10 protein-coding genes and 1 pseudogene are annotated in these 13,352 nt (G+C 43.3%); 1 reads left to right on the forward strand and 10 read right to left on the reverse strand.

Annotated elements, in window-relative coordinates:
• Positions 1-113 precede the first annotated feature (113 nt).
• From JFC10_RS12950 to JFC10_RS12975, 6 genes are all read right to left on the reverse strand, one after another.
• On the reverse strand, positions 114-1,541 hold the full coding sequence (locus JFC10_RS12950; protein WP_198333232.1) for an MFS transporter: 1,428 nt from the start codon (positions 1,539-1,541) through the stop codon (positions 114-116).
• 91 nt (positions 1,542-1,632) lie between these two features.
• Positions 1,633-2,238: a GNAT family N-acetyltransferase gene (locus JFC10_RS12955; protein WP_193013518.1), complete on the reverse strand. Its 606-nt coding sequence runs from the start codon at positions 2,236-2,238 to the stop codon at positions 1,633-1,635.
• 55 nt (positions 2,239-2,293) lie between these two features.
• Complete coding sequence (locus tag JFC10_RS12960; protein WP_198333234.1) at positions 2,294-3,676, reverse strand: lysine N(6)-hydroxylase/L-ornithine N(5)-oxygenase family protein; 1,383 nt, start codon at positions 3,674-3,676, stop codon at positions 2,294-2,296.
• A gap of 73 nt (positions 3,677-3,749) precedes the next feature.
• Positions 3,750-5,558 carry an IucA/IucC family protein gene (locus JFC10_RS12965; RefSeq protein ID WP_198333235.1) on the reverse strand — a complete coding sequence of 603 codons (1,809 nt, stop codon included), beginning with the start codon at positions 5,556-5,558 and terminating at the stop codon, positions 3,750-3,752.
• Entirely contained in the window at positions 5,545-7,089 is a 1,545-nt protein-coding gene (locus JFC10_RS12970; protein ID WP_198333237.1) for a pyridoxal phosphate-dependent decarboxylase family protein, read from the reverse strand. Before JFC10_RS12970 ends, JFC10_RS12965 begins: the two co-directional genes overlap by 14 nt.
• 93 nt (positions 7,090-7,182) lie before the next feature.
• The gene (locus JFC10_RS12975) at positions 7,183-8,532 is read right to left on the reverse strand and encodes a diaminobutyrate--2-oxoglutarate transaminase family protein (RefSeq protein WP_198333239.1); all 1,350 of its coding nucleotides are present in this window, start codon (positions 8,530-8,532) and stop codon (positions 7,183-7,185) included.
• A gap of 725 nt (positions 8,533-9,257) precedes the next feature.
• Here JFC10_RS12975 and JFC10_RS15150 point away from each other — a divergent pair.
• A pseudogene (locus tag JFC10_RS15150) lies at positions 9,258-9,437 on the forward strand (IS256 family transposase); the annotation flags it as partial.
• 166 nt (positions 9,438-9,603) lie between these two features.
• Here the strand turns inward: JFC10_RS15150 and JFC10_RS12980 are convergent.
• The 4 genes from JFC10_RS12980 to JFC10_RS12995 all read right to left on the reverse strand — a co-directional run bounded on the left by JFC10_RS12980 (position 9,604) and on the right by JFC10_RS12995 (position 13,316).
• Positions 9,604-10,389: a 2-keto-4-pentenoate hydratase gene (locus tag JFC10_RS12980; protein WP_198333250.1), complete on the reverse strand. Its 786-nt coding sequence runs from the start codon at positions 10,387-10,389 to the stop codon at positions 9,604-9,606.
• 9 nt (positions 10,390-10,398) lie between these two features.
• The gene (locus JFC10_RS12985) at positions 10,399-11,253 is read right to left on the reverse strand and encodes an alpha/beta fold hydrolase (protein WP_198333251.1); all 855 of its coding nucleotides are present in this window, start codon (positions 11,251-11,253) and stop codon (positions 10,399-10,401) included.
• Between the two features lie 89 nt (positions 11,254-11,342).
• Positions 11,343-12,365, reverse strand: a complete 1,023-nt coding sequence (gene dmpG / locus JFC10_RS12990; RefSeq protein ID WP_198333252.1) for a 4-hydroxy-2-oxovalerate aldolase — start codon at positions 12,363-12,365, stop codon at positions 11,343-11,345.
• A 24-nt stretch (positions 12,366-12,389) separates the two neighbouring features.
• A complete protein-coding gene (locus JFC10_RS12995) occupies positions 12,390-13,316 on the reverse strand; it encodes an acetaldehyde dehydrogenase (acetylating) (RefSeq protein ID WP_198333254.1) in 927 nt (308 codons plus the stop codon).
• Positions 13,317-13,352: the final 36 nt, after the last annotated feature.

The following is a 13,352-nucleotide window of genomic DNA, read 5'->3' on the forward strand; positions in this document are numbered from 1 at the left end:
ATAATCAGTTACATTTATAAGGTAAAAAAAACTTCTCACGGTTTTTTTACAGGCTTGTTTGATAGGTTGATTTGAAAGGCTGCAAGTGACGATATACTGCTAAAAACACACTGCTAAATGGATGATGCCGTCTTTGGTAATTGCCGCGCTGAAAAGACCGTCAAAAACAAAATCACAGCCAGCATGACAAAAATCTCTTGGATAGCGGTACTGACACTTTGCGCGTTGCCAGCTTCTAATAACTGCGCGCCGCGTCCTGCCACATAGACCGTCATCAACGTTATAAAAATGGTAGAGACAATTCGGCGGCTGATATTGTTGAGTGCTGCGCCTTCCGTGACCACTTCTTTGGCTAAGCTACTAAAACCTACCGTGGTGGTTGGCAGATACGCCAGTCCCACGCCCACACCTTGTATACTCATGACCGTTATCAGCAGCCAAAGCCTCGGCTCATACAAGCACCATGCCAGCATCAGCATAGACAGCGCGCTGATGACAATACCCAAAATACCCATACTTCTAGCGCCATAACTATCCACTCGCTTGCCTGCAAAATGGGTCGTGACACTAGACATGAGTGTCGATATCATCAAAATAACGCCCGTCCATAGCGCACGTTCGCCCATCACCTCTTGCACCAATATAGGCAATAACAACAGGCCTACCATCAGACCCAAAGTCTGAGTAATGCTGATAATCGTACTGTGTAAATACACTTTGTTATGAAACAAGCGCACGTTCAATAACGGCTGACTCTGTCGGCGCTCATATGCCCACCAACCTGCAAAGGATAAGAAAAACACAGCAGCCAATAGGCTTGTTCCAACCATACTGGTTAGGCTGGCATAAAAATCTGCCTTAAGCGTACTCAGCCAAGTCATCAACGCCAGCAGCCAAACCAACAAGCTACCAAACCCAATTACATCAAACGTGCTAGAAGCCTTAGGCGCATGAATGTCAGGCAAGAACAACCACACCATAATCATAACCAAAGCACTCAGTGGCAGAGTCACGGCAAATAATGTCCACCACGCAAATTGCTCTACCAAATAAGCCCCTATCAGCGGGCCAAATGCCAATGACATCATAATCACAATGCCCCATAGCGCCATCACTCTGCCATGTCGATGCTGCGGATAAATTTGATAAAGCATACCAATGGACAAAGGAATAATCAGACCACCACTCAGTCCTTGTACAGCACGAGCCACAATCACCATCGTCATGCTAGGTGCCAACATACCAATCACTGAACCCAGCATAAATCCTATGATAGCGAGCGAATACAAGGTCTTAAACGCAAACTGTTTATTCAAATAACCACTGAGCATCAGCCCCACGCTCATAGACAGTATATAAGCGTTCAACACCCAGCCACCCATGACAATGTCGACAGCAAACACCGACATAAAGACCGGAATAGCAGGATTGAGGGCACTATTGCTAAAGCTAATGACCGTGCCGCCAAGCAATAGTGTCAATAGCACTTGTTGACGCTGCTTGCATGTCAATTCATGACTACTGTTAAGTGATGACATCATTCAAAACATTGACTAGTAATGGCGTGACTGGCACTGTCGTACCGCCAAGCCTGATGAGACGTATGTAATCCGACAACCACAAAAAATCGACTCATGAAGCAACCTCACCATAAAAGTTAAGATAGCCTCTAGATTCAAAAAACTCATCACGATTGCAAAAATAAAGCGACGCCTTTTTTTCAGGCATATCGATTAGCCGCTGAATATGATAAGCAAAACTATCGGCCACCCACTGATAGACTTCAACCTTACTGTCTGGCTCAACCACGATTTTTTTGGCATCCGTGTGCTCAAATATAAACTTACTAATCATCATGCCTGTCGGTTTGAGATAGCCTTTCCCCACCACAGCAGGATCGCCCAGCAGAATATGCCAGCCCATATCACTTTCTTTGGCTTTATAGTAGTGAGACAATCGGTCACGAGCCGTCTCATAAATTTCCGTATAACCAATAGCAACACCCTCACAAGTTATGAGGTAGAGACGCTGATGGTCATCGGCCAGCATTTTTTCAAAATGTACTCGCAGCTGCGGCATCGGCAAATGTAGCTGCCACTGTTCGACCACATGCTCAGCATGCATCCATTTATAAAGCAGCGGCATGTCCTCAGGATATTTGACGGCTCGTAGTCCAAACGTCTTTTGATACGCTTCTACCGTAAAAGTATCGGGCAGATTTTGTGTGATGGTGGGCATTGGTTATTCCTAATTTTGTGTGATTGATTTTATATTCCGTAAGGCATGTTTGATATTACGATGACGCTCCAAATGTTTGAAATACTTGTAAAGCCTGTGTGTCGTAAACCGTTTTTCCCATCAATTGATTGACGATATACCCCGCTCGATAAGCACCCAACCCTAAATCAGGCGTACCAACACCGTGAGTATGAATTTCTTGGTTTTGCACAAAAACTTTGCCACTATTGCTAGCCTGCTTTTGATAAACTAATGCATAATCGCGATCAATCTTGGGCTGCGCAAAGTCATCATGTTCGATTGCCTGCAGCAGTGTGTTGAGACATGACGGCAGTGCATGACGGTAGCCAGTACCAGCGATAACACAATCATAATCAACCGTAAATTGCTGCTGTTGCTCTCGCTGCGCAAATGCCATTTTTACTGTCTCGTCAAAAGTCGCATCCATTACTTCACAGTTGCACAGCAGCGTGGTGTGCAGGTCTTGATTGCAGATACTGCGCTCATAAAGCTTGTGATAAATATCTCGGATGGTCTCAAACCCCATGCCTTTATAAAGTAAGTCTTGCTTGGGCGCGACGTCTGCTTTGGCTTCTGGTGCCAATTGATAAAAATAATCGGTATAAGCAGGGCTAAAATGCTCCAAGCCCAAAGGTGAATATTCCATCGGAAAAAATCCCGTCGAACGGGTCAACCAATCCAGTTGAAACATGGGTTGATCATTGCTATCAAATTGTTGATCGAACAACGCGCGGTATACTTCAGCCGATGACTGGCCAGAGCCCAATACCAATATCTTAGTCAGCCTATCAGCCGTCTTGCCTTCTTTTGCTTTGATCACTTTCAGATCGAAGTTATCGGCAAAATGAGCGGTGTGCATACAGCGTTCGGGCGCTTGATTGGCGATTTTTTGTAGCGAGAGCGGTAATGTTGGCTGCGTGCCCGTTCCTATCACTAGATTTTTGGCATAGTACGTTTTTTGCTCGCCTTGCTCTTGAACTGTGACGACAAACCCGTTATGTGTGTCGGCATTGGCGCTATCGGTATCATTATTAATAGAACCATCACCATTTTCGTTGAAAGTCACGTCTAGCACTTGGGCATCAAACGCTAGACTGTCTAACTGTCCTGCGACCCATTGGCAATAATGATTGTACTCTTTGCGATAAATCTTAAAATCCTCTAAAAAGTAAAACTTAAGCAATCGCTGCTGCGTATGTAAATAGTTTAAAAATGAATAAGGACTGGTCGGATCTATCAGCGTCACCAAATCTGCCATAAAGGGCACTTGTAGCGTGGTGTGCGGTAAAATCATACCTTTGTGCCAGTTAAATTCTGCCTTTTGCTCAAAGAATTTGGCTGTAATGTCTGTTTTTTTCAGCAATGCTGCCAGACTAAGATTAAATGGCCCTAAACCAATACCGAGAAGATCTAACACGTTGATTCCTTACTTATTTATACCAGCAATATATTTTCTTAGCATACGTTTATTTTGGATTGACCAAGACTGCTTATGACTGTGCAACACGCCCAATAGGATTGGGAATATCCACATAAATAGATTGAGTCTCGACAGGCGCAGTCAGCTCATCCAATGCGTGCAATCTGGTGAGTAGATTGCCTTTAAACGGCAGTGTGGGACTACGCAACAATAAGTCAAATAACGAGCGGTGTGGATACTGTTTTTCCAGCGTAACCAGACAGTCTCGGAACGTCGCTAATAAAGTGCTTTCACTGACAAGTTCGGTGCGAGCAATCGCTGTAATAAGACCAAATATCGTATTGCCCACCAGATAATAAGCCACGCGTGAGTCGGCAAAATCTTCTGGAATGACGCACTCACTTTCACTGATAAGCTCAGGATACGCATCAATAAGCGGCATGGCATATTCAGCAATATAACCAAATCCTTGATTGTCCCTCGCCCAAAACTTGGCAGGATAACCGTCCTTTAGTTCTATCAGGCTGTTTTGTTGATGAACCTCAAACCCAATACCGTGCTGATAATACAGATGAATAAGCGGTATAAAACCCACTTGTAAATACGTATCGAACCATTCGGCGGCAATCTTGTCCAAAGGCTCATTGGTACGCTGATGAATAGATTGAAATAAAGTCGCCAAGCGGTTGGTTAGACGAGTGGGATGGTCTTGGCTTAAACTCGCCAAATTGGTGACTTGCATGGATTCAGTAAAAGGATTGTCACGCAAGATACAAATGGTCTCATCGATGATTTTACCGTTGATCTGTAAGGCAATCCAAGCGGGATCATTCAATACTGCAATCGTAGGATATTCAGTACCCAACTGTTTACCATAGTCGCTACGCCATATTCGGCAAGCATGCATACCGCGCTTGCATTCTTTGGGCAGATTAATACGCACAGAATTGGTAATCGCCACAGATAATGACAGTTTAAACATCCAAGGGGCGTCAAATGCTGCGAGCGTGCGCACCGATGTCGTTGGATGTAAATACCAGCCAAGCATGCCCAAATCAACCAACGCTCCCTTCTCAATCAACTTCTGATACCATGCTTGCTGCTGCAAAAACGTCGCTTGCCAAGGATGCAGCGGCAACAATTTATGCTCAGGGTTTTGCGCTATCAATTGTTGCTGATAATCGCTCATATCTGTTAATAGCTTTTCCTTTAGCTCCGCCGTGATGCTATCGCCATCAACAAACTCTTCAATAATGTAGTCCGAATGCACAAGCCAATAATTCAGCTGTGTTTTGCTATTGGTCTCGGGCGCATACTTTGCCCACTCAGCACCATAAAACCCTGCTCGACCTTTTGGTGTCGGATGCATCGCATGTCCATAAATCAGACTTTGCTCGGTTTGAATAAAACCCTGTTTGTCGTCCACAATGTCATCAATCTCATCATTACGATGCTCTAAAATAATCTGTAGTCCTTCATAACTCTCAAGCCAGCGCTTAAGCACGCCATTGCCATCTAGCGTGACGTCACTTTTATGTTGATGAACGATATCTTCGATAATAAAAGAAGCTAAGCTCATAGCAGAAGATTTCAGCCACTGATGTTCATGCTGACTATCATTTAATGAGGCTGCACTTAATACAGAGGGCGTATCAGCGAAACGGTGCTGACCCAATTGACTGACTCTATCTACAGGAACAGCCATAACCGTATTGTGCGGCGCAAGGTTTAATAGCAAAATAGGCTTATTTTGTGAGATTTGCTGTTGCAGCGCATTCTGCTCGTCTATCTGTATAATTTTGCCGCGCCCTGTCTCATAACTATAAGCATTCACTAAATTTTGTAGCGTCAAACGATCAAGCGTTTTATGTTGCATCATAGTGTTGTCCTTCAGAAATCTTGAGTCGATTAAAGCCAGCGATAGCCACTTGTTTAAGAATAGTATTAATATCGCTGACTTGGGTATTGGGATTTAAAATGGTGAATTTTAGACAGAGGCGCTTCTCAACTTGAGTGGTCGCCACATTGGCAATATTATGAATCAATAAGTCTTGCGCAATTTGGCGATTCAATTGAGATAGCTGCTTGTCAGATAACGCGGTGTTTTGTGGTTTAAAGTAAAATAAGACACTGCTGATAATCGGCTGGTGTACCAACACAAAATCTGTATGGTCTTCAATCAACTCTGCCGCTTGTCTGGCAGTATCAAGACAGGTGTCAATCAATGCGCCATAATCATCAGTCCCTAATAAATCAAGCGCCATCCAAAGCTTTAGCGCATCGAATCGACGGGTAGTCTGTAGAGAATAGGTGACCAAATTAGGAATATTGTCTTTTTCATCATCGGAGGAATTGAGATACTCGCTATGATGACGAATGCTCTCAAAGTCTTGCTGATCGCGTAATAAAAAAGCGCCACAGCTGATGGGCAAAAAGAAATGTTTGTGAAAATCCAAGGTAATTGAATCGGCTTCATGAATGCCGTCAATCAGCTGTCGATAACGCTGAGACAGTAGTAACGCCCCGCCCCATGCTGCATCCACATGTAGCCATATCTGAGCAGTGCGACAAATATTGGCGATGTCTGTTAAGTCATCAATAGCGCCCAAATCCGTCGTGCCAGCAGTTGCTACCACCGCCATCACATTGCTTGCCCCGATCTCTTCTATTTTATGCTGAAGATGCGATGTGAGCATCGCGCCACTCGAATCCGTCTTTATCTTTTCTACGCACTGCACACCAAGCCCTAAAAGCGCCGCGTTTTTTTCAATAGAAAAATGCGCTTGGTCTGAGCACAAAATCGTACCGCGAGGCTGACCTACTAGCCCTTCTTTTTGAACATCAACGCCTTTGGCTGCATAGAACTTATTGCGCGCCAGCAGTAAGCCCATAAGATTGCTTTGTGTACCGCCACTGGTAAATACACCACCTGATTTACATGTCAATGAACTATCAGCTTGTGAATCGGTTTGAGCGTTTGTTTGAACAGCAAGACCTGTATCAAACTGCCATCGCTGGCACAGCCACTCAACCAGCTCTTTTTCGATATAAGTGGCCGCTGGGCTTTGATTCCAAGAGTCCATACTTTGATTGGTCGCTGCGATAATCATTTCGGCAATTTGACCAATCAGCAAAGTCGGTGGATGCAAGTGTGCTAAACAATGACGATGCGCTGTTGACACGCAACTGGGCAAAAACTTGGCTTGTATGTCAGCCAATATGGTTTCGATGTCTCGTCCCTTTGCATTGATGTTGATAGCGGTTGCCGTTTGGAGCTGCGGCGGGGTTCCTCCTGAGTACACATTATTGTCATCCAACCATTGTTTGATAACAGCACTCGTTTGCTGCATGTACGTGCGGTATTGCTCACTGGTTTGCTCATTTAATAAATGCAAAGTATCCTCACCCATCTATCCTACGACGTTATAAAAAGTCGCTAAGCGATTATTATTATTAGTTTTTATCAACCTTTTAAGACACATTCATATTAACGCTATGACGTGCTACAAATTGGCTTGCAGCGCACTTTCCAGTTTTGCCAATACTTGCTGTAACTCGTCCTTTGTCACATTGAGCGGTGGCAAGAAGCGCAGTACCGTTCCGCCGCGTCCGCCTTTTTCGATGACCAAACCGTTCTTAAAACAATCCTGCTGAATTCTAGCAGCCACCACGCTATCCGCAGGATAACTGCCGTCGGTTTGTTTGGGCAGACTCGGATCTATAATTTCCATACCGATCATCAGGCCTCGACCTCTGATGTGACCAATCCTTGGGTAGTGTTGCTGTAGAGATTTTAGCTCTGCCATAAACCACGCCCCTATGTCAGCGACATACGCGGCCATGTCGTTCTCTTTTAGATACTCAAGGGTGGCAAGCCCCGTTGCCATAGCCAACTGATTACCACGGAATGTGCCAGAATGATTGCCCGCTTGCCATACATCGTATTGTTTTTTGATACCCAATACCGCCATTGGTAAGCCTCCGCCAAGGGCTTTTGACATAACAATCATGTCGGGATCGATATCCGCATATTGATAGGCAAACCAGCGCCCCGTACGGCAAAACCCAGTCTGCACCTCATCAATGATTAATAAGATATCCAGCTCTTTGGTCACGCGGCGCACCTGCTTTAGCCATTCTATTGGCGCAGGATTGACCCCGCCCTCTCCCTGAATAACCTCTAAAATCACTGCCGCGGGTTTTACCACGCCACTTTCTACATCTTTTAAAAAGTTTTCAAAGTAAGTAATGTGTGCGCTGACACTTTGCTCACTAGACAAGCCAAAAGCGCAGCGGTAAGCATTAGGGTACGGCAGAAATTGCACTGGGCCCATCAACCCTTCGATGCCTTGTTTGGGGGCAAGATTGCCAGTCACTGCGAGCGCGCCATGAGTCATGCCATGATAACCGCCGCTAAAGCTGACGATGCCTGAACGACCAGTCACTTGTTTGGCCAACTTAATCGCCGCCTCTACTGCATCCGCACCCGTTGGGCCGCAAAACTGCAAGCAATATTCATCGCTACTGGTGGCCAAAAGCGTATATAAAAACTCACTAAATTTGTCTTTTAATGGCGTGGTAATGTCCAAGGTATGCATCGGCAGATCGCTGTCCAAAAGCTGCTTGATGCTCTCAGTGACCACAGGATGATTGTGTCCAAGCGCGAGCGTTCCTGCGCCAGATAGACAATCTATGTATTTATTCCCTTCCACATCGGTAATCCAAGCGCCTGTTGCTGATTGAATCGCAAAAGGCAGTTTGCGCGGATAACTGCGAACCTTGGACTCGAACTGCGCTTGGCGATGTAAATAGCATTCGTTATCAGTTTTTTCATCTAAAAAAGACATATACATAGTATCGAACCTTATTCGCTATTCTTAACTTCAACTTGAAAACAGGCTTTAAAGAAAGCTTGAGAAAATAGTCGGCTTATACCAAACCCAAAGATCAAAGTAGCGAGGAAAACGAGTGCAAATACTACGCAAAGTAGGCTAAACAAGTTTGACGCAGCTCAGTGTGTTTTTGGATTTGGTATTCATTTAAAAAAATATAGTGTGGATGCACTATAACGGGTATTAATATTGAATGATAATATAAATGATAATCATTATCGTTAATGTGACGTATTATTGACGACCGATGTCCTGCTGTCAACCTAATTTATTTATTTTTGAATATTTACCTTGATAATTAATACAAAATGAAGGTTTTAACGCCCAATAGCAGGCGAATGATTAACACTCATGAATATAAACCCATCAGTATTGGTCATTAATCTGGCTTTCTTTGTATTAAGTTCTCTAACAATAGCGATTGTTGCCAGCATCGCAGCAGGTTTGACAAGCGCTGCCTAATAACTTTACTGTTTATCTCGATTTTCTGAGTAAGTTGTTCATAGCTCATACTCCATTTGAGTAGCAAAACTATTTCCCGATATATCGCTGAATTCATTAATACTAAACTCATTAATACCAAGACTCTCTAGTTCCTACTTAATACTACAGCCGCTAGCAAGCCGCCTTATCGGGCTCTTATTACTTTTAGAAATACTCAGGTCACTAGATTGATATTGAGGTTTGAATTACTGAACAGTGTGATTCGTACGGCGGTGAATAAGCGTAATGTGTTCCCATCTGATCAGGCGACTTTCAAGGTAGTCGCAATCCAGCAGGCGTCCAAGAAGTAGTCGATGCCAATCCGTCACTGGACGGCTGCTATTAATCACTTTATGATTATGTTTTATGATTATGTTTTATGATTATATTTGATGACCGCGTCAGCAGGCATTTAATCTAGATGACAATGACACAGAATATGAGATACCCTCATATTCTGTGTCACTAAGCTTTTCATAGTTAGAGTTTTACTTAGGTGAGGTTTCGTACTTCAAATTCCCTTTCAAAGGGGACATTTCAATAAATGCCCTAAATAAAATCTATAGTAAGTTCCCCATAACTATCAAACTTAGCGGTATAACTGGTAGGTTCTGTGACTGCTGACATTGGACCTAACGCACCCGTTAAAATGACCTCGCCAGCTTTGATAGGCGTACCCATTTTAGCCATAGTCTGCGCTAACCAACGCGTGGCAATCAACGGATTGCCAAGACAGTTTCTACCAACACCTTGAGACACTTCTCTACCATCTGCTAGTAGGCTCATTTTAGTATTAAGCATGTCGATTTCGGAAAGCTGATAGGGACGTTGACCTAATACTATCAATGCTGACGAAGCATTATCTGCGATAGTATCTTCGATGCGAATATCCCAGTTATTGATACGACTATCGACTACCTCAATAGCAATCAACACGTAGTCAATAGCTGCTATTACATCTAATAATGTACTATCAGGGTGCGGCAAATCTTTTTTTAGTACGACTGCAAGCTCAACTTCAACTTTGGGCTGAATTAGACCTTTTAGCTCAATGGTTTCACCTTCCATTACCACCATATTGGCATAGATGTTGCCAAAGTCAGGCTGATCGACTCCTAGCTGTTTTTGAACAACATCTGAGGTAAGACCAATTTTACGACCAATGATTCTATTGCCCATTGATAGACGACGCTTAGTATTGATCTCTTGAATTTTATAAGCGTCCTCAATGCTCAACGAGTGATCGAACAACTCTCGTACTGGTTTACAGGGTGCGTTATTCTCTTCGGCTTGCCAAAGCAAATCGGCGGCTTGTTGAAAAATTTGTGCTTTCATAATTATCCCTTAAGCTTTTTGACCTGCTAAATAATGAGTAATTAGCTGATTAAAATCATCTGCTCTTTCAATCTGTGACCAATGCCCGCAGCCACTAAATATGTGAGCTTCTGAATCAGGAATAGTTGTCAGCAACTCCCAAGTACGGGTTAATGGAATGACTTTGTCATCCTTACCATGAATCAACAATATAGGCATGGTTAATTGGGAGAGTTTTTCTAAATCTAGTGGTAACGCATCTCGATCACGGTCACGTGCAGTGACTACTGGAATCAAACGTTCTTCTGCTTCGTCTTTTAGTGCTGCTGCATATCTGATATCCACCAAAGTGTCATTCACTAACGATTTATCAGTAACCATCATCTCTAAACCACGACGGATACCTGCTTTAGAGACATCAGGCTTAGAGTGAGCGGCTAAAGCTTTATTAAGCTTTGCGCCTCCTGTACCCATAGAAATAATGCCATGTAGGCGTTCTGGATGATCAATCGCCATCTGAAAACCAACCCAGCCTCCCAGCGAATTACCGACTAGCCATGTTTTTTCAATATCGAGAGCATCCATAAGTCGAATCGTATGATTGACCCACTCTCTGATACCATACTTTATATCTGCTGGTGTTACCGTTTCACCATAGCCAATAAAGTCAAAGGCTATTGCTCTAACCTCTTTACCGAGCGCTGGTAGGTTCTTCCACCAGTTAGCGGACGCCGATACGCCAGTTCCTGAACCATGTAAAAACAGGACTGGAGTACCTTTTCCAATATCATAGTAGTGAGTAAGCTCACCTGAATCCGTCTCAATCCATTTATCTTCAAGACCAAAAAACTCTGGCGTTTTAAAGTTTGGAATAGATGCTGTCATGGTGTTCTCCATATATTTTTAGAATAAATTTTATGCTGTTCGAGATTAATAAAGTTACTGATAGCTTTATTGCTACGTCATACTATTTTTTAATTGCGATTCAGACTCATCGTTAAGGCTAAATCCTCAATCATATCTTCTTGACCACCAACAGTACCGCGCTTACCTAACTCAACCAGTAGATCACGGGCAGATACACCGTATTTTTCTTCAGCCCGTTTAGCAAATAGTAAAAAAGAAGAATAAACGCCTGCGTAGCCCAAAGTTAGAGAGTTTCTATCTACACGAATAGGTTGATCTAGTAATGGTACGATCAAATCTTCAGCAACATCCATAATCTGGTATAAATCAATACCTGTATGGGCTTTCATACGATTTAAAACGGCTACTAATACCTCCAACGCTGTATTGCCCGCTCCTGCACCAAGACCTGCTACCGACCCATCAATGCGTAATGCGCCCGCTTCAATAGCTGCTAGTGAATTTGCAACTGCCATAGACATATTATTGTGGCCATGAAATCCAATATCTGTCTCTGGCTTTAACGCGTCACGCAGACTCTTTATTTTACTAGTGACCTCATCTGGCAACATATAACCTGCTGAGTCAGTGCAATAAACGCATTGTGCACCATAGCTTTCCATTAGCTTGGCCTGTTCGGCTAGTTTTTCTTTAGAGATCATATGAGACATCATTAAGAACCCTACAGTTTCTAAGCCATTTCCACGTGCCCAATTTAAATGCTGCTCTGATACATCTGCTTCTGTACAGTGAGTTGCGACCCTGACCATATCTGCGCCGCAGTCTCTGGCTCGCTTTAGATCATCCACAGTACCGATACCTGGTATTAGTAAAACTGAGGTCTTCGCATTTTTTAGCTTAGGTATGACCGCATTTAAATAATCTTCATCAGAATGAGCAGCAAACCCATAATTGACAGAGTTGCCACCTAGACCATCTCCATGAGTCAACTCAATCAGAGGTACGCCTGCTTCATCTAAACCAGTGGCAATCTTGACGGCTTCATCTAGTGAAATTTGATGACCTTTAGCGTGCATGCCATCTCTCAAGCTCATATCATGTAATACGACATATCTATTTCTTAAATCCATTAGTACTCTCCTTGATTAGTATTATTACGAGATATGATTGGCTGCACGTTCAGGTAATTTAATCTCATTATTTGCCACTTCTTCAGCGAAGATTTCTGCAGTGCGTAATGCAGCAGCCGTCATAATGTCTAAGTTGCCCGCATACTTAGGTAGAAAATCACCTAAACCTTCAACTTCTAAGAAAATAGAAACCCGTTTGCCATCAAATACAGGGCCGTTGACTAGACGATAACCAGGTACATATTGCTGAACTTTTTCAACCATTTTCTCTACTGAGGCTCTAATAAGTGCTTCGTCAGGCTCTGAGTCTAATAGACAATGTACGGTATCGCGCATCAACATAGGCGGCTCTGCAGGATTAATAATAATCAGTGCTTTACCTTTTTCTGCACCACCCACTTGTTCAATAGCTCTGGCAGTCGTTCGAGTAAACTCATCTATATTTTTGCGAGTACCTGGCCCTACAGACTTGGAAGATACCGTAGCTACAATTTCGCTATAATTTACAGATTGTACTTGCGATACTGCTGCCACCATTGGAATAGTTGCTTGACCACCGCAAGTTACCATGTTGACATTCATTTCTAACTTTTTTGTGTGCTCTTTCAAATTAACTGGCGGTACACAAAAAGGCCCGATAGCGGCTGGTGTCAGATCAATCATGATCACACCAAGCTCATTCAACTTGCGACTATTTTCAGCATGTACATAGGCAGATGTGGCATCAAAGGCAATACGAATATCATCTTCTATAACCGCGTCTAAAATACCATCTACACCACTATCGCAGGTTTTGATACCCATTTCTTGAGCACGTTTTAGTCCCGCTGACGTCGGATCGATACCGACCATCCATACAGGCTCAATCCAATTTGATCGCTGCATTTTCATCAATAGATCGGTACCGATATTGCCAGGTCCGATAATGATTGCTTTTAATTTCTGTGTCATAACTTGCTCCTTGATAGTTATAGAATGTAGTGAATG

Origin of the sequence: Psychrobacter aquimaris, from assembly GCF_016107525.1 — a bacterium.
GTDB lineage: Bacteria > Pseudomonadota > Gammaproteobacteria > Pseudomonadales > Moraxellaceae > Psychrobacter > Psychrobacter aquimaris.